We start from the raw sequence: 15,688 nt of genomic DNA on the forward strand, positions 1-15,688 counted from the left end.
ACCGGCGGGGTTGGCATGCTGCGGGAAGGCAAGGCAGATGCGGCGAGTATAGGGCGCCGGCCCGCCGCCTTCAGCGTGGCTGCATGCGGATGGCGCCGTCGAGGCGGATCACCTCGCCGTTGAGCATGTCGTTTTCGATGATGTGCTTGACCAGCTTGGCGTAATCCTCGGGGCGACCCAGGCGCGAGGGGAAGGGCACCATGGCGGCCAGGGCGTCTTGCACCTCCTGCGGCATGCCAAACAACATGGGTGTGCCAAAAATGCCGGGGGCAATGGTCATGTTGCGGATGCCCAGCTTGGCCAAATCACGCGCGATGGGCAGCGTCATGCCGACCACCCCGCCTTTGGAGGCGCTGTAGGCAGCCTGGCCGATTTGGCCCTCGAACGCGGCGACCGACGCGGTGGAGACGATCACGCCGCGCTCGCCGGTGGGTTCGGGCTCGTTGGCGCTCATGGCCTGCGCGGCCAGGCGGATCATGTTGAACGTGCCCACCAGGTTGACCTGGATGACCTTGTTGAACAGCGCCAGGCTGTGCGGGCCGTTTTTGCCCACGGTTTTTTCGGCCGGGGCGATGCCGGCGCAGTTGACCAACCCCGCGAGCTTGCCCAGCGCGACCGCCTGGTCGATGGCCGCCTGGGCGTCGGCTTCCTGGCTGACGTCGCAGCGCACATAGACGCCGCCGATGTCGCGCGCCACGGCCTGGCCGCGCTCGTCTTGCACGTCGGCGATGACCACGCGGCCGCCGTGCGCCGCCAGCATGCGCGCCGTCCCTTCGCCCAGGCCCGAAGCGCCGCCCGTGACCACGTACACCTTGCCTGCGATTTCCATGCCCAGTCTCCTGTGTTTGACGTTGACGTAAACGTCAATCATAGGCCAAAAAAGCGCCCGCCAGGGTGGCGGGCGACAAGCACCGTGCGGTGCACACTACCAGGAGAGGGGGGCGCCGCAGCGGCGGCGCGTGGACATCACGTCGTCACTTGTAGCCGGCGCGGTCCAGCATCTGCTGCACCTTGGTCAGGTTTTTGGCCACGACCGTCAGCGGGATGGTTTCGGCCTTGAACCGGTCGCCGCCGATGGCTTTGAGCGCCGGGTTGTCGAGCACCACGCCGCGCGCGGCCGGAAATTCGTTGTTGCCATTGGCGAAGTACGCCTGCGCCTCGGGGCTGGCCAGGTACTCGAGGAACCGCACCGCCGCCTCCGGGTTCTTGGTGTGGCGCGCGACCGCCGCCCCCGCGATGTTGACGTGCGTGCCGGTGGTGGCCTGGTTGGGGAAAACCACGCGCACGCGCTCCATGACCTTGCGGTCCTCTGGTTGGTCGGACTTGACCAACCGCGCCAGGTAGTAGCTGTTGCTCAGCGCGACGCCACACTCACCGCTGGCCACGGCGCGGATTTGGTCGGTATCCCCGCCCTTGGGGGCGCGGGCCATGTTGGCCACCAGCCCGTTGAGCCACTGTTGGCCCTTCTCGTCGCCCAGGCGCTCGATCACCGTGGCAAAGAGCGACAGGTTGTACGGGTGCGAGCCGCTGCGCGTGCACAGCAAGCCCTTGAGCTTGGGGTCGGCGAGCTGCTCGTAGGTGGCCACATCCTCGGCCTTGACGCGCAGCGGGTCATAGACGATGACGCGTGCGCGGGTGGAAAAGCCGGTCCAGGTCACGCCCTCCGGGGTGCGGGCGGCGCGCAGCTCGGGCGGGATGGCGGCGTCGAGCTTGGCCGACTGCACGGGGCGAAACAGCCCCTGTGCGTCGGCTGCGGCCATGCGCGCGGCATCCACCAGCAGCACCACGTCGGCGGGGGATGCCGGCCCTTCGGCGCGCAAACGCGCGACAATGCCGGCGTCGTCGCTGTCCACCCGGCGAATGGTGATGCCCGTGGCCTTGGTGAAGCCCTCATAGAGGGCCTCGTCGCCCGGGTAGTGGCGCGCGGAATAGACGTGCAAGACGTTGTTCTGGGCCGCCGCCGTTTGCGGCACCAGGCCCCACGGCACGGCCAGGGACAACAACGCGAATGCCCCACGGGTGAGGCGGCGGCGCAACGTGGACATCGGGGTAACCATCGACAAGACTCCTAGCATCCAAGTGGAAGGGGGTGCCACCCCCGGCGAACGAACCGAACAGCATTCGTTGGCAGCGATAATACCACAAACGAGAATCATTTCCATTATGACTGTTGACCGAGATCCAACCGCCTGGCGGCTCGGCCGCCGCGCCTGGCTGGGGGCGGCGGCCGCGGTGGCGGTGGGGGCATTGGCCGGTTGCGCAGTGCCGCGTCCCGAACCTCGGCCGCCCGACAGCCCCGCGCCGCTGCCGCCGGCCCCCCCGCCCACGCGCCCGCCGCGGGTGGGCCTGGCGCTGGGCGGGGGGGCGGCCCGGGGATTTGCCCACATCGGCGTGATCCAGGTGCTGGAGCGCGAGGGGATACGGCCCGACCTGGTGGTGGGCACGTCGGCGGGCAGCCTGGTGGCGGCGCTCCATGCGCACGGGTTGGGTGGCGCCGCGCTCGAGCAAGCGGCGCTGGAGATGGAGGAGGCGACCATCGCCGACTGGACGGTGCCGCTTTTCAACCGCGGGCTGTTGCGCGGCGAGGCGCTGGCGCGCTACGTCAACCGCATGGTCCAGGGCCGCACCATCGAGGCCATGCCGCTGCCCCTGGGCATTTTGGCCACGGAGCTGGCCAGCGGCCGTCCGGTGCTGTTTCGCCGCGGCGACACCGGGACGGCGGTGCGCGCCTCCAGCGCGGTGCCGGGGGTGTTTTCCCCGGTGCTGATCGGCGGCCAGGCGTACGTGGACGGCGGGTTGGTGGCGCCGGTGCCGGTGGAGCAGGCGCGTGAGATGGGGGCGGAGCTGGTGATCGCGGTCGACATTTCCAGCCCCGCCGAGCCGCTGGCCCAGACCGACCCGGTGCGCGTGCTGTTGCAGACCTTCACCATCATGGGCCAGACCATCAACCGGCACGTGCTGGCGCGGGCGGACGTGGTCGTGCGCCCGGCGCTGCAAGGGGTAGGCAGCGCCGACTTTGCCGCGCGGCAGCGCAGCATCGCCGCCGGGCGCAGCGCCATGCAGGCGGCCCTGCCACGCTTGCGCGAGCAGCTCGTGGCGTTGCGTCGCCCGCTCAACGCGGCCACCACTGCGGTGCGCTGAGCGCGGCGCAGGCAAAAAAAGCCCCGCCGGTGGCGGGGCTGTGAAGGGTCCTCCGTTTCGAAAAGACCCGAGGAGACAACTCGAAGCAACCGGCGGCGGCGTCAGCCCGCGCTGCGGCGCGCGCGCGGCGCGCTCTTGGGTGCCGCCGTGCCGGCGTGCAGCGACTGCTGGGCCTGTTGGGCCGCCTGATGGAATTGGGTTTCGGCCAGTTCCGCCGCCTGTTTGACGGCTTGCTGGATGGTTTCCATGGCCGACGACGCGGCCTGCACGGCGCTGCGCATCGCTTCGACCGCAGCTTCGGTGCCGGCGGGCGCGTTCTTGGCCACGTTGTCCATCACCGCCAGGGCTTTGCGTTGCGCATCGGCGGCATTGTCCTCGGCCGCCTGGGCGAAGGCGCTGCCGGTGCTGGCCGCGATGTCGTAGAGCTGGCGGCTGTAAGCCACGGCCTTTTCGGCCAGGGGTTGCAGCAGCGCGGCCTGGCGTTGCAGCAATTCTTGTGCGTCCTTGGCCGACAGCAGCGCCTGGGTGTGATCGGCCGAGTCGCGCAGCGCCGCCTTGGTGGCCTGCAGGTTGAGTTCGACCAGCTTTTCCACACCCTCGAAGGCCTTGCGCGTCAGGCCATAGAGCATCTCGATGTTGGCCTTGTGGGCGGCGGCCAGTTGTTCCGGGGTGAGCATGGTGTCCTCCGCTGGTCGGGTGGGTGGTAAATGTTGCGCTGCAACAATGGTAGAAATTATACGACGCGCACCGGATTTTGCAAGCGCATGTTGCGCTGCAACATCGATGCCCTGGCACACTGGGCGGCATGCAGGTGTTCTATGCCACCCAGTTCGTGCTGCCGTTGCCCGCGGGCCACCGCTTTCCGATGGAGAAATACCGTCTGTTGCGCGAGGCGCTGGCGGCCGAGCCCGATATCCGATGGCAGCAGGCTGAGCCGGCCAGCGACGGCGAACTGGCCCTGGTGCACACGCCGGACTACATCCAGGCCATCGAGCACGGGACGCTCGATCCCGCCCTGCAGCGCGAAATCGGGTTCCCCTGGTCCCCGCAGATGGCCGAGCGTGCGCGGCGCTCGGTGGGGGCGACCATCCAGGCCAGCCGGGTGGCGTTGGCCGGCGAGGGCGTGGCCGCCAACATCGCCGGTGGCACGCACCACGCCTATGCGCACAAGGGTGGGGGGTTTTGCGTGTTCAACGACGCGGCGGTGGCGGCACGGCTGATGCAGGTGGAGTGGGCGCGGCGCGGCACGGCAGCCCGCGCGCGCCCAGTGCGGGTGGCGATCATCGACCTCGACGTGCACCAGGGCAATGGCACGGCCGCCATTTTTCGCGACGATCCCAGCGTGTTCACGCTGTCGCTGCACGGGGCGCGCAACTTCCCGTTTCGCAAGGAGCCCAGCGACTGCGACGTCGAGCTCCCCGACGGCTGCCGCGACGCCGAGTACCTGGAGGCGCTGGAGTGGGCCCTGGGTGAGCTGGAGCGGCGCTTCACGCCCGATTTCGTGATTTATCTGGCCGGGGCCGACCCGCACGAGGGCGATCGGCTGGGCCGGCTCAAGCTCAGCGACGATGGCATGGAGGCGCGTGACCGGCGCGTCTTCGAGTGGGCGTGGCAACGGCGGCTGCCCCTGGCCATGACGATGGCGGGCGGCTACGGCCACGACATTGCGAGCACGGTGCGGGTGCAGCGCCGCACCTACGTGGTGGCGCTGGCGTACTGGCGGCGCTGGTGCGCGATGGCACAATCGGCGCCAACACCCCAGAGGAGACCGCCCCCGTGAGCACCGCCGCGCCCGCGTCCCCGCGCCCGCAGCCGCTGCCCCGCGCGCACTACCGCGCGTTTCGGCCCATCGGCACGCGCTGGCTGGACAACGATATCTATGGCCACGTCAACAACGTGGTGTACTACAGCTGGTTCGACACCGCGGTCAACGGCTATTTGATCGAGCAAGGCGCGCTGGACATCCACGCCGGCGCGGTGATCGGGCTGGTGGTCGAAACCCAGTGCCACTACTTTGCGTCGCTGGCCTTCCCGCAGGCGGTGGAGGCGGGGCTGCGCGTGGCCCACATCGGCCGCTCCAGCGTGCGCTACGAGGTGGGCATTTTTGCCGCCGGCGCCCCCACGTGTGCGGCGCGCGGCCATTTCGTGCATGTGTACGTGGACCGCGCCACGCGCCGTCCGGTCACCGCGCTGCCCGTGACGCTGCACCAGACCTTGGAGTCCCTGCGATGAACGACCGTGCGCCCGCGCTCGATGCCCCCCTGATCCTCGACCCGCTGCAAGCCAGTGCCCGCGCCATCGATCCCGTGCAGGTGGAAGCCGCCATCGTGGGCCGCCGCTCGGTGCGGGCCTTTTTGCCCACACCGGTGCCGCGCGCCTTGATCGAGCGGCTGCTGCGGGTGGCCGCGCGCGCCCCCTCGGGCACCAACACCCAGCCGTGGAAAGTCTATGTGCTGCAAGGGCGTGCGCGCGATGCGCTGTGCGACCAGGTGTGCGCCGCGCACGATGCGATCCGCGCCCAACCGGCGCTGGCGGCCGAGTACCAGGAGGCCTACGACTACTACCCGAGTCAGTGGGTGAGCCCCTACATCGACCGCCGGCGCGAAAACGGCTGGGGCCTGTATGGGCTGCTGGGCATCGGCAAGGGGGACAAGGACAAGATGCACGCGCAGCACCAGCGCAACTTTCGTTTTTTCGACGCGCCCGTGGGGCTGATGGTGACCATCGACACGGTGATGGGGCGCGGCTCGCTGGTGGACACCGGCATGTTTTTGCAAAACCTGATGGTGGCCGCGCGCGCCCACGGGTTGGACACCTGCCCGCAAGCGGCCTGGAACCACTACGCGCGCATCATCCTGCCGCACATCGGCGCCAGCGAGCAGGAGATGCTGGTGTGCGGCATGGCGCTGGGTTATGCGGACCCGCAGGCGCTGGTCAACCGTTTCGTGACCCCGCGCGAGCCGCTGGAGCGCTTTGTGCGTTGGGTGGAGTGACCGCGATGACGCAGACCCCGGCGATGACCACGGCGCCGGCCGGCCCGCGGCCGGCGGTGCTGGTGGCGCGGCGCATCTTTGCGCAGACGGTCGAGCGCTTGCGCACGCATTTCGACGTCGAGACCAACGACGCCGACGACGAGTGGGCGCAGGAGGAGCTGATCCGCCGCCTGCAGGGCAAGGCCGGCGTGCTGCTGACCGGCACCCAGCGCGTGGACGCCGCGCTGTTGCAGGCCTGCCCTACGTTGCGCATCGCCGCCAACATGACCGTGGGCTACAACAATTTCGACGTGGCGGCGATGGACGCCGCAGGCGTGGTGGGCACCAACACCCCCGACGTGCTGACCGAGACCACGGCCGATTTTGGCTTGGCGCTGCTGCTGGCGGCGGCGCGCCGCGTGACCGAGAGCGAGCACTACCTGCGCGCCGGGCGCTGGACGCGCTGGTCGATCGACTTGTTTGCCGGGGCCGAGGTGCACGGCACCACCCTGGGCATTCTGGGCATGGGCCGCATCGGGCAGGCGATCGCGCGGCGTGGGGCGCACGGCTTTGGCATGCGGGTGCTCTACCACAACCGCCACCGGCTCGATGCGGCGGTCGAGGCCGATTGCCGCGCCACCTGGGTGGACAAGGCCACGCTGCTGCGCGAGGCCGACCATCTGGTGTTGGTGGTGCCCTACACGCCGCAGAACCACCACCTGATCGGCGCCGCGGAGCTGGCGCTCATGAAGCCGACGGCGGTGCTGGTCAACATCGCGCGCGGCGGCATCGTGGATGACGCCGCGCTGGCCGAGGCGCTGCGCGCGGGCCGGCTGGCCGCGGCCGGGCTGGACGTGTTCGAGGGCGAGCCGCGCGTGCACCCGGCACTGCTGCAGGTGCCCAATGTGGTGCTGACGCCGCACATCGCCAGCGCCACGGTGCGCACGCGCCGCGCCATGGCCGAGCTGGCAGCCGACAACCTGATCGCCTACCTGACCGAGGGGCGCGCGCTGACGCCGGTGAACCAGCCGCGCCACCCGCGCGCCTGAGACACGCACCCGCCACCTACAATCGCGCGCACCTGGAGGAGATGGAAATGACGGGGCATGCGATCCAATGGATGGCGGCGGTGCTGTTTGCGCTGGCGCTGGTCCACACCTTTTCGACCAAATTTTTCGAGCATCTGGCCCACACCCACCCCGCGCATGCGGGGGTGTGGCATTTGTTGGGCGAGGTCGAAATCGTCTTTGGCGTCTGGGCCATGGTGTTCATGACCCTGGCGGTGGCCACGGTCGGGTCGGCGCCGGCGCTGGCGTATTTGGATGGGCGCAACTTCACCGAGCCGCTGTTCGTGTTTGCCATCATGGTGGTGGCCGGCAGCCGGCCCATCCTGCAGGCAGCCTCGGCGGCGGTCAATGCGGTGGTGCGGGTGCTGCCGCTGCCGCGTCCCATGGCGTTTTACTTCACCACGCTGTCGCTGGTGCCGTTGCTGGGGTCTTTCATCACCGAGCCGGCGGCCATGACGCTGGCGGCGTTGCTGATGCGCGGCCCGATCTTTGCGCAACTGCCCTCGCGCCTGAAGTATGCGACGCTGGGAACGCTGTTCGTGAACGTGTCGATTGGCGGGACGCTGACGCCGTTTGCGGCCCCGCCGGTGCTGATGGTGGCGGCCAAATGGGGTTTCGACCTGTCGTACATGATCACCCACATCGGCTGGAAAGCCGCGCTGGCGGTGTTCATCAACGCTGCCGTGCTCACGGCGCTCAATGCCCGCACGTTGCGCGGGTTGACGGTGGCCGCCGAGTCGCCCTACCGCGGTGTGCCCGCGCACATGGTGGCGGTGCACGTGGGCTTTTTGACCCTGATCGTGCTGCTGTCGCACCATCCGGCGGCATTTTTGTCGGTGTTTTTGCTCTTCATGGGGGTGGCGACCGCGTACCCCCAGTACCAGGATCGCCTGATTTTGCGCGAGGGCCTGCTGGTGGCGTTCTTTTTGGGAGGGTTGGTGGTGTTGGGCGGTATGCAGCAGTGGTGGCTGCAGCCGCTGCTGGAGTCGATGTCGGACGCGCAGGTCTATTTCGGCGCCACGGTGCTTACCGCGATCACCGACAACGCTGCCTTGACCTACCTGGGGTCGCTGGTGGATGGTCTGTCCGATGACTTCAAGTATGCGCTGGTGACGGGCGCGGTCACCGGGGGCGGCCTGACCGTGATCGCCAACGCGCCCAACCCGGCCGGGGCGGCCATCCTCAAGGGGACATTCCGGGAGGGGGCGATTTCCCCCAAGGGCTTGTTTTTGGGCGCGCTGGGGCCCACCCTCGTCGCCATTCTGTGCTTCCGGCTGTTGCCACATTGAGTGTGGCGCGGCGGCGCACCGCCAGGGTGGCCGGCGCGGTGTGAACTTTCACGCGCCGGTCGAATCCTGGTTGGAGTTGTCCTGGACCGGAGCGAGGAAAGGAATGCGTACGTGACCCTGCTGACCCTGGTTGTGCTGCCGCTGGTGCTCGGCAGTGGGTTGTGCGCATGGTTGGGACGGCGCAGCCGCATCGGGGCGGCCGGCGTGGCGTTGGCGGTGGCGCTGGTGGTGGTGGCGCTGTTGGCGCAGGCGGCGCCTGCGGTGCTCAGCGGTGCGGTGCAGACGTTTGCCGCCCCGTGGCTGCCGGACGTCGGTTTGCAGATCAGCCTGCGGCTCGATGGCCTGTCGTGGATGTTTGCGCTGCTCATCAGCGGCATGGGCGCGCTCGTCGTGGTGTACGCGCACTTTTATCTGGCGCCGCAGGATTCGGCAGCCCGGCTCTACGGCCTGTTGATGGTGTTCATGGCCGCGATGCTGGGGGTGGTGCTGTCGGACAACCTGCTGTTGCTGGTGGTGTTCTGGGAGCTCACCAGCCTGTCGTCGTTCCTGCTGGTGGGGTATTGGAGCCATCGGCCCGAGGCGCGCGCGGGCGCGCGACAGGCGCTGGCGGTCACCGGTGGCGGCGGGTTGGCGATGCTGGCCGGGTTCGTGCTGCTGGGCCAGATTGCGGGCACGTTCGAAATCAGCGAGATGATGGGGCGCGCGGCCGAGATCCAGTCGGATCCGGCGTTCGTGCCCGCACTGCTGTTGATTTTGTTGGGGGCGTTCACCAAGAGCGCGCAGTTTCCGTTTCATTTTTGGCTGCCCGATGCGATGGCGGCACCGACGCCGGTGTCGGCCTTCCTGCACTCGGCGACGATGGTCAAGGCCGGGGTGTTTTTGCTGATGCGGCTGCAGCCGGTGTTGGCGGGCTCGGGCTGGTTTGAGGCCCTGGTGAGCGGGGCGGGCCTGATCACGCTGTCGTTTGCGGCGGGGGTGGCGCTGTTCAAGCACGACCTCAAGGGCTTGTTGGCGTACTCGACCGTGAGCCACTTGGGCTTGATCATGTTTTTGGTCGGGCTGGCCTCCCCCATGGCGGCGGTGGTCGCGGTGTTTCACGTCCTCAACCACGCCAGCTTCAAGGCGCCGCTGTTCATGGTCGCGGGCATCGTGGACCACGAGACGCACACCCGCGACATGCGCCGCCTGGGTGGGTTGTGGCAGGCCATGCCGTGGACCGGCACCATTGCCATCGTGGCCGCCGCGGGCATGGCCGGGGTGCCGCTGACCAACGGCTTTTTGTCGAAGGAGATGTATTTCACCGAGGCGGTGGCGCATTTTGCCGGCGCGGGTGCGCTGGCGTGGGCGGTGCCGCTGGTGGTGACGTTGGCGGGCGCACTCAGCGTTGCCTATTCGCTGCGGTTGGTGCACGACACGTTTTTCCACGGTCCGGCGCGTGATCTGCCGCAGGCGCACCCGCACGACCCCCCGCTGGGGATGCGGGCCCCGGCGGCACTGCTGGCGCTGGTATGTTTGGCGGTCGGGGTGTTGCCGGGGCTGTTGCTGGGGCCGGTGGTGGACGTGGCCGCGCGGGCGATGACGCAGCAGGCGCTGCCGCCGTATCACCTGGCGCTGTGGCACGGGGTCAACCTACCACTGGGGATGAGCGTGTTGGCGCTGCTCGGCGGCGTGGCGCTGTATGCGCGGCTGGCTGCGGGGCGGCGGCTGCATGGCATCGACTCGGAAGCCTGGTTTGGCCGCTGGAGCGGGCGTGCGCTGTTCGAGCGTGCGTTGGACGCCGTGCTGCGCCTGAGCGGGCGCGTCACCGCCACGCTGGAAAACGGGTCGCTGCAGCGCTACCTGGCGTGGCTGATCGGCGCGGCGCTCGCCGTGGGCGCTGCCACGCTGGCGGGCCAGGGCGTGGCGGCGGGTGCTCGGGCGCTGCTGCCGGCCGGGCCGCTGGCGCTGGGGCTGTGGGGGCTGTTGTGCGCGATCTGCCTGGTGCTCGTGTGGCGGCACCACGACCGCTTGTTGGCCGTGATCCTCACCGGGGGCGTGGGGCTGATCACGGCGCTGGCGTTTGCGCTGTTGTCGGCCCCCGACCTGGCGCTGACCCAGCTGTCGGTCGAGGTGGTCTCGACCGTCATGCTGCTGATGGGGCTGGCGTTGTTGCCGCCGCACTCGCCGCGCGAATCCTCACCTGGGCGACGCTGGCGCGACGCGGCATTGGCCGTGTTGGCCGGATCGGGCATGGCGGCGCTGGCGTGGTGGGTGTTGACCCGCGACCACGATTCGATCGCCTGGTACTTCCTGGAGCGCGCAGTGCCGCAGGGCGGGGGCTCCAACGTGGTCAATGTCATCCTGGTGGACTTCCGCGGTTACGACACGTTTGGCGAGATCACGGTGCTGGGCATCGCGGCCATCGGCGTGTATGCGTTGATGCAGGGCATGCGCACCACGCGGCCGCCCGTCGATGTGGGGGGGCGGCGCTGGACGTTCGCGCAGCCCCCGTTGCTGCTGCGCGTGGCGGCCTCGGTCGTGCTGCCGATGGCGCTGGTGTATGCGCTGTACATCTTTTTGCGCGGGCACAACCTGCCGGGCGGGGGGTTCATCGCCGGCTTGATCACCGCGGTGGCGCTGGTCTTGCAGTACGTGGCGTTGGGGCAGCAACGCGCCGAGGCGCTGCTGCGCGCCGCGGGTGGGCAGCGCTTCGTACGCTGGATCGGCGCCGGCTTGGGCATCGCCGGTCTGACCGGGGTGGGGGCGTTTGCCTGGGGCCGCCCGTTTTTGACCAGCGCGCACGGTTACCTGGCCCTGCCGGTGGTGGGTGAGCTCCCCCTGGCGACGGCGGCGCTGTTCGATCTGGGGGTCTATCTGACGGTGGTGGGCTCGACGCTGTTGACGTTGTCGGTGCTGGCCCAAGTCAGCCGCGAAGACGCGGCCGCCGGTGCCCGCGTGGGAGGGGCAGGATGCTGAGTCTGGAGTTTTTGCTGGCCTCGGGTATCGGGGTGATCACGGCCACCGCGGTGTATCTGCTGATGCGCGGGCGCACCTTTGCGGTGGTGCTGGGGCTGTCGCTGCTGGGCTATGCGGTCAACCTGTTTTTGTTCGGCATGGGGCGCTTGTGGCTGGCGGCACCGCCGATCGTCGGCGCCGCGCCGGTGATGACGGACCCGCTGCCGCAGGCATTGGTGCTGACGGCCATCGTGATCGGCTTTGCGACCACCGGGTTCGTGATCGAGCTGGCCCTGCGCAGCCGGCACGAGTCGGGATCCGACCATGTGGATGGGCACGAACCCGGCGCGCGACACGTGGACATCCCCGCGCGGGGGGAGGGTTGAGCGATGCTGCTCGAACTCTGGCGCGTCCACGCTCCGGTGCTGCCGGTGGTGCTGCCGCTGGCAACGGCGGTGCTGCTGCTGTTGCTGGGGGACCGCACCGGCGGCACGCACGGGCATGGTGGGCGCGCGGTGGCGCGGCAGCGCGTGGTCAGCGGCGTGTCGGCGTTGTTGGGCCTGGCCCTGGCGGTCTCGCTGCTGGTGCGCGCGGATGCGGGCGAGTGGCTGGTCTACCGGCTGGGTGAGTGGCCAGCGCCGTTTGGCATCGTGCTGGTGGTGGACCGTTTGTCGGCGCTGATGCTGGTGCTCACGGCGGCGGTGGCCCTGCCGGTGTGGGCGTATGCCAGCGGTGGCTGGGACGAGCAGGGGCGGTACTTCCACGCGGTGTTCCATTTGCAGTGGATGGGGCTCAACGGGGCGTTCGTCACGGGCGACCTGTTCAACCTGTTCGTCTTTTTCGAGGTGTTGCTGATCGCCTCGTACGTGCTGCTGGTGCATGGGCATGGGCGCGAACGCTTTCGCGTCGGGGTGCACTACGTGGTGCTCAATTTGAGCGCGTCGGGGATTTTTCTGGTTGCGCTCGGGCTGCTCTACGCCGTGACGGGCACGCTCAACATGGCCGATGTGGGCCAACGCGTGGCCAGCCTGCAGGGGGCGGAGGCGGCGCTGGCGCAGACCGCGGCGTTGTTGCTGTTGGTGGTGTTTGGGCTGAAGGCGGCGCTGTTGCCGCTGGGATTTTGGTTGCCGGCGACGTACGCCGCAGCGGCCGCACCCGTGGCGGCGTTGTTCGCCATCATGACCAAGGTGGGGGTGTACGCCATCATCCGCGTTCACGTCTCGGTGTTGAGCGCCGGGGCAGGCACGGTGGCCAGCGCGACCGCCGATTGGCTGCTGCCGCTGGCCCTGCTGACGGCGGTCGTGGGCGTGGCCGGGGTGTTGGCGGCGCACAGCCTGTCGCGCCTGGTGGGGTCGTTGACGGTGGCATCGGTCGGCACGATGCTGGCCGGGGTGGCGTTGTTTTCGGTGCAGGCGCTCTCGGCGGCGCTGTACTACCTGCTGCACAGCACGCTGGTGGTGGCGGCGCTGTTTTTGCTGGTGGAGGTGATTGCCGCGCAGCGCGGTCCCGCCGGCGACCGGCTGCAGCCGGCGCCCGCCGTGCGCGAGCCCGCGTTGTTGGGCCTGTTGCTGCTGTTGGGAGCCGCGTCGGCTGCGGGTTTGCCGCCGTTGCCAGGGTTTTTGGGCAAGGTCATGCTGCTGCAGGCGTCGCATGGGTTGACGCCGCAGGCGTGGGTCTGGGCGGTGGTGATCGGCGTGGGCTTTGCGTCCGTGGTGGGCTTGGCTCGCGCCGGTGCCATCGTGTTTTGGCACGTGGAGCCGACCCCTACTGAGGCGTGGCCGACGGCGGGGCGGCCGGGGCACCTGCTCGCGGTGATCGCCGCCCTGTTGGTCATGGGGGGCGCGATGGTGGTGGCGGCGGCGCCGTTGCGCGCCTACACGCTGGCCGCCGCGCAGCAGTTGCAGGACCACGCCGGCTATGTTCGGGCGGTGCTGGGGGATGGCCCGCCCAGCTTACGGCCCTACCGCGGCACCACGGGCTCCCCCCTCCACACGTCGCCAGAGGAGCGTCCATGACACGGTTGCGATCGGTGCGTGATGCGCAGCGGGCCCCCGCAGCGGGCGGGGGGATGGTGGCGGGGCTGTTTCCACACCCGCTGCTGTCGTGGCTGTTGGGGGTGGCGTGGCTGCTGCTTGCAGGCAGCGTAGCGCCGGTGCATTGGCTGGCCGCGCTCGCGATCGGGTGGGCGGTGCCGCGCTTGGTGCGCGCCTTTCTCGGGCCCGCCAACCGAATCGCCTGGGGCCCGGCGCTGGGGTTGACGCTGCGCGTGCTGTGGGACATCGTGGTGGCCAACGTCGCGGTGGCGCGGCTGGTGCTGGGGCCCACGCAGCGGTTGCGGCCGGCGTGGCTGCGTGTGCCGCTGGCGTCCCGGCATCCGCTGGTCAACAGCTTGCTGGCTTCCATCGTCACCACGACGCCAGGGACGGTCTCGGCGGTGGTGGACGAACAGCGCGGGGTGCTGTGGGTGCACGCCCTTGACTGCCCCGATGCAGCCGCTGCCGTGCGCGAGATTCAGCAGCGCTACGAAGGCCCGCTGCTGCGCATTTTTGGTGTCACGCCCGCGCGTGACGGGGGAGATTGAGATGACGCTGAACGTGCTGGGGTGGGCCCTGGATGTGGCCACGCTGGGGGTGGCGGTGGCCAGTCTGCTGTGCGGCTGGCGCTTGCTCGCGGGGCCGGGGATGACCGACCGGTTGCTGGCGATCGATACGCTCTACATCAACGCGGTGGCGCTGATCGTGCTGTTTGGCCTGCGCTGGCAAACCGATTTGCTGTTCGAGGCCGCGCTGCTGGTGGCCATGCTTGGCTTCGTGTCCACGGTGGCGGTGGGCCGGTTTTTGACGCGCGGCGACGTCATCGAGTAAGGGGTGGTGATGGACGGCTGGACTTCGGTGGTGGAATGGCTGGCAGCCGGGTTGCTGCTGGTGGCGACGTTTTTTGTGCTCGTGGGCGCGATCGGGCTGGTCCGCTTGCCCGATGCGTACACGCGCCTGCACGCGCCGACCAAGGCCTCGACGCTGGGGGTGGGGTGTGTGTTGATCGCCTCGCTGCTGCTGGGGTGGGCGCAGGGGCGCCCCGGACTGGCCGAGCTGCTGATCACGCTGTTCGTGTTCGTCACCGCGCCGGTGTCGGCCATGGTCATGGCGCAAGCCGCGCTGCACCTGAAGCTGCCGTCGCGCGCGCCGGTTCCGCGCGATGCCGTCCCGGAGCGCCGCGCCGACCCCCGCTGAGGCGTGCGCACGACGCGGCGGCCGCGGCGTCAGGCCGGGGGGCTGCTGCCGTCGACCGGGCAGGCCACAGGCAGATCGTAAAAGCGGCGGATGCCTTCCCAGGCCGCTTCGGGTGTGTCCACGTAGGTGAACAGCTTCAGGTCCTCGGGCGCGATCACGCCTTCCTCGACCATCAGGTCGAAGTCGATCAGGCGCTTCCAGTAGGCGCTGCCGTAGAGGAACACCGGCACCGGCCGCGACTTGCGCGTTTGCACCAGGGTCAACACCTCGAACAGCTCATCCAATGTGCCAAAACCGCCGGGGAAGGCCACCAACGCCTTGGCACGCATCATGAAGTGCATCTTGCGCAGCGCAAAGTAGTGGAATTTGAAGCGCAGCTGCGGCGTGATGTAAGGGTTGGGCTCCTGCTCGTGCGGCAGCAGGATGTTGAGGCCGACACTGGGGGCACCGAGGTCGTGGGCGCCGCGGTTGGCGGCTTCCATGATGCCCGGGCCGCCACCGGTGACGATGAAGAGCTGCTTGTCGTGCGGGCACGATTGGCTGTAGGCCGCCACCAGCTGCGCGAAGCGCCGCGCGGCGTCGTAGTATTGGGCGTTGCGGCGCAGCGCCGCGGCACGGCGGATCGCCTGCGCGTCGCCACTGGCCTGAGCGGCCTGCCACTGCGCCTCGGCCTCGGCCGGTTCGCGAAAGCGCGCACTGCCAAAGACGACGATGGTGTTTTCGATGCCGAGTTCGGCCATGCCGAGGTCGGGCTTGAGCAGCTCGAGCTGGAAGCGGATGCCGCGCGTTTCGCGGCGCAGCAAAAACTCCGGATCGGCAAAGGCCAGCCGGTAAGCGTCCGGGGGCGGCCGTGTGTCCGCGTCGGACAGCAGGTGCATCTCGACGCTGGCGTCGGCCAGGCGTTGTACGTGCAGGTCGTGCGCGGCGTCGTGCGCGTTTCCACCGTGCCCACGGCGTACGGAGAGTCCGTCGTCATGCGGTTGCTGGAGCGCAACGTCGACATGCTGTCGCTGGACCGGCTCAACTTCCAGCCCGCTACCCTCGCGGCGTGGCGG

Annotated in this window: 17 protein-coding genes; 13 read left to right on the plus strand and 4 right to left on the minus strand. The window is 69.3% G+C overall.

Features of this window, described 5'->3' with window-relative positions; all coding sequences use genetic code 11:
* Positions 1–70 precede the first annotated feature (70 nt).
* Positions 71–829 (minus strand): 3-hydroxyacyl-CoA dehydrogenase, encoded by a 759-nt coding sequence (locus tag Tther_RS03390; RefSeq protein ID WP_143900908.1) that lies wholly within the window; start codon positions 827–829, stop codon positions 71–73.
* 145 nt (positions 830–974) lie between these two features.
* Complete coding sequence (locus Tther_RS03395; protein ID WP_246098889.1) at positions 975–2,057, minus strand: extracellular solute-binding protein; 1,083 nt, start codon at positions 2,055–2,057, stop codon at positions 975–977.
* 106 nt (positions 2,058–2,163) lie between these two features.
* Here Tther_RS03395 and Tther_RS03400 point away from each other — a divergent pair, with 106 nt between their 5' ends.
* On the plus strand, positions 2,164–3,141 hold the full coding sequence (locus tag Tther_RS03400) for a patatin-like phospholipase family protein (protein ID WP_143900910.1): 978 nt from the start codon (positions 2,164–2,166) through the stop codon (positions 3,139–3,141).
* Positions 3,142–3,242: 101 nt separating this feature from the next.
* On the opposite strand, the gene phaP is transcribed toward Tther_RS03400, so the two are convergent.
* The gene (phaP, locus tag Tther_RS03405; RefSeq protein ID WP_143900912.1) at positions 3,243–3,818 is read right to left on the minus strand and encodes a TIGR01841 family phasin; all 576 of its coding nucleotides are present in this window, start codon (positions 3,816–3,818) and stop codon (positions 3,243–3,245) included.
* 128 nt (positions 3,819–3,946) lie between these two features.
* Between phaP and Tther_RS03410 the strand changes: the two genes are divergently transcribed.
* The 11 genes from Tther_RS03410 to Tther_RS03460 all read left to right on the plus strand — a co-directional run bounded on the left by Tther_RS03410 (position 3,947) and on the right by Tther_RS03460 (position 14,633).
* Positions 3,947–4,921: a histone deacetylase family protein gene (locus tag Tther_RS03410; RefSeq protein WP_185974993.1), complete on the plus strand. Its 975-nt coding sequence runs from the start codon at positions 3,947–3,949 to the stop codon at positions 4,919–4,921.
* Entirely contained in the window at positions 4,918–5,373 is a 456-nt protein-coding gene (locus tag Tther_RS03415; RefSeq protein WP_143900914.1) for an acyl-CoA thioesterase, read from the plus strand. The genes Tther_RS03410 and Tther_RS03415 overlap by 4 nt, the downstream gene beginning before the upstream one ends.
* Positions 5,370–6,134, plus strand: coding sequence for a nitroreductase (locus Tther_RS03420; protein ID WP_143900916.1), 765 nt, complete (start codon positions 5,370–5,372; stop codon positions 6,132–6,134). The genes Tther_RS03415 and Tther_RS03420 overlap by 4 nt, the downstream gene beginning before the upstream one ends.
* Positions 6,135–6,139: 5 nt before the next feature.
* Positions 6,140–7,162, plus strand: coding sequence for a 2-hydroxyacid dehydrogenase (locus Tther_RS03425; protein ID WP_246098890.1), 1,023 nt, complete (start codon positions 6,140–6,142; stop codon positions 7,160–7,162).
* Positions 7,163–7,209: 47 nt separating this feature from the next.
* Positions 7,210–8,469 (plus strand): putative Na+/H+ antiporter, encoded by a 1,260-nt coding sequence (locus Tther_RS03430; protein ID WP_143900918.1) that lies wholly within the window; start codon positions 7,210–7,212, stop codon positions 8,467–8,469.
* Between the two features lie 111 nt (positions 8,470–8,580).
* The gene (locus Tther_RS03435) at positions 8,581–11,424 is read left to right on the plus strand and encodes a monovalent cation/H+ antiporter subunit A (protein ID WP_143900921.1); all 2,844 of its coding nucleotides are present in this window, start codon (positions 8,581–8,583) and stop codon (positions 11,422–11,424) included.
* Between the two features lie 2 nt (positions 11,425–11,426).
* Positions 11,427–11,789, plus strand: coding sequence for a Na+/H+ antiporter subunit C (locus tag Tther_RS03440; protein ID WP_221933990.1), 363 nt, complete (start codon positions 11,427–11,429; stop codon positions 11,787–11,789).
* A gap of 3 nt (positions 11,790–11,792) precedes the next feature.
* Positions 11,793–13,418 carry a monovalent cation/H+ antiporter subunit D gene (locus Tther_RS03445; protein WP_143900925.1) on the plus strand — a complete coding sequence of 542 codons (1,626 nt, stop codon included), beginning with the start codon at positions 11,793–11,795 and terminating at the stop codon, positions 13,416–13,418.
* Positions 13,415–13,984, plus strand: a complete 570-nt coding sequence (locus Tther_RS03450; RefSeq protein ID WP_246098891.1) for a Na+/H+ antiporter subunit E — start codon at positions 13,415–13,417, stop codon at positions 13,982–13,984. Before Tther_RS03445 ends, Tther_RS03450 begins: the two co-directional genes overlap by 4 nt.
* A 1-nt stretch (position 13,985) precedes the next feature.
* Positions 13,986–14,267 (plus strand): K+/H+ antiporter subunit F, encoded by a 282-nt coding sequence (locus tag Tther_RS03455; protein ID WP_143900927.1) that lies wholly within the window; start codon positions 13,986–13,988, stop codon positions 14,265–14,267.
* 9 nt (positions 14,268–14,276) lie between these two features.
* Positions 14,277–14,633, plus strand: a complete 357-nt coding sequence (locus Tther_RS03460; protein ID WP_143900929.1) for a Na+/H+ antiporter subunit G — start codon at positions 14,277–14,279, stop codon at positions 14,631–14,633.
* 29 nt (positions 14,634–14,662) lie between these two features.
* Here Tther_RS03460 and Tther_RS03465 read toward each other — a convergent pair whose 3' ends face one another.
* On the minus strand, positions 14,663–15,511 hold the full coding sequence (locus Tther_RS03465; RefSeq protein WP_143900931.1) for an LOG family protein: 849 nt from the start codon (positions 15,509–15,511) through the stop codon (positions 14,663–14,665).
* Between Tther_RS03465 and Tther_RS03470 the strand changes: the two genes are divergently transcribed.
* Positions 15,506–15,688 (plus strand): ATPase, T2SS/T4P/T4SS family (locus tag Tther_RS03470; protein ID WP_143900933.1); only part of this gene is annotated, 183 nt, incomplete at its 3' end. The genes Tther_RS03465 and Tther_RS03470 overlap by 6 nt on opposite strands.

This window comes from Tepidimonas thermarum (genome assembly GCF_007556705.1).
Lineage (GTDB): Bacteria > Pseudomonadota > Gammaproteobacteria > Burkholderiales > Burkholderiaceae_C > Tepidimonas > Tepidimonas thermarum.

What these genes read in the sequence shown, in the direction of transcription:
- Tther_RS03390 (WP_143900908.1), bottom strand. Translation starts at nt 829, where the DNA reads ATGGAAATCGCAGGCAAGGTGTACGTGGTCACGGGCGGCGCTTCGGGC.
- Tther_RS03395 (WP_246098889.1), bottom strand. Translation starts at nt 2,057, where the DNA reads ATGGTTACCCCGATGTCCACGTTGCGCCGCCGCCTCACCCGTGGGGCA.
- Tther_RS03400 (WP_143900910.1), top strand. Translation starts at nt 2,164, where the DNA reads ATGACTGTTGACCGAGATCCAACCGCCTGGCGGCTCGGCCGCCGCGCC.
- phaP (WP_143900912.1), bottom strand. Translation starts at nt 3,818, where the DNA reads ATGCTCACCCCGGAACAACTGGCCGCCGCCCACAAGGCCAACATCGAG.
- Tther_RS03410 (WP_185974993.1), top strand. Translation starts at nt 3,947, where the DNA reads ATGCAGGTGTTCTATGCCACCCAGTTCGTGCTGCCGTTGCCCGCGGGC.
- Tther_RS03420 (WP_143900916.1), top strand. Translation starts at nt 5,370, where the DNA reads ATGAACGACCGTGCGCCCGCGCTCGATGCCCCCCTGATCCTCGACCCG.
- Tther_RS03425 (WP_246098890.1), top strand. Translation starts at nt 6,140, where the DNA reads ATGACGCAGACCCCGGCGATGACCACGGCGCCGGCCGGCCCGCGGCCG.
- Tther_RS03430 (WP_143900918.1), top strand. Translation starts at nt 7,210, where the DNA reads ATGACGGGGCATGCGATCCAATGGATGGCGGCGGTGCTGTTTGCGCTG.
- Tther_RS03445 (WP_143900925.1), top strand. Translation starts at nt 11,793, where the DNA reads ATGCTGCTCGAACTCTGGCGCGTCCACGCTCCGGTGCTGCCGGTGGTG.
- Tther_RS03450 (WP_246098891.1), top strand. Translation starts at nt 13,415, where the DNA reads ATGACACGGTTGCGATCGGTGCGTGATGCGCAGCGGGCCCCCGCAGCG.
- Tther_RS03455 (WP_143900927.1), top strand. Translation starts at nt 13,986, where the DNA reads ATGACGCTGAACGTGCTGGGGTGGGCCCTGGATGTGGCCACGCTGGGG.
- Tther_RS03460 (WP_143900929.1), top strand. Translation starts at nt 14,277, where the DNA reads ATGGACGGCTGGACTTCGGTGGTGGAATGGCTGGCAGCCGGGTTGCTG.
- Tther_RS03465 (WP_143900931.1), bottom strand. Translation starts at nt 15,511, where the DNA reads ATGCACCTGCTGTCCGACGCGGACACACGGCCGCCCCCGGACGCTTAC.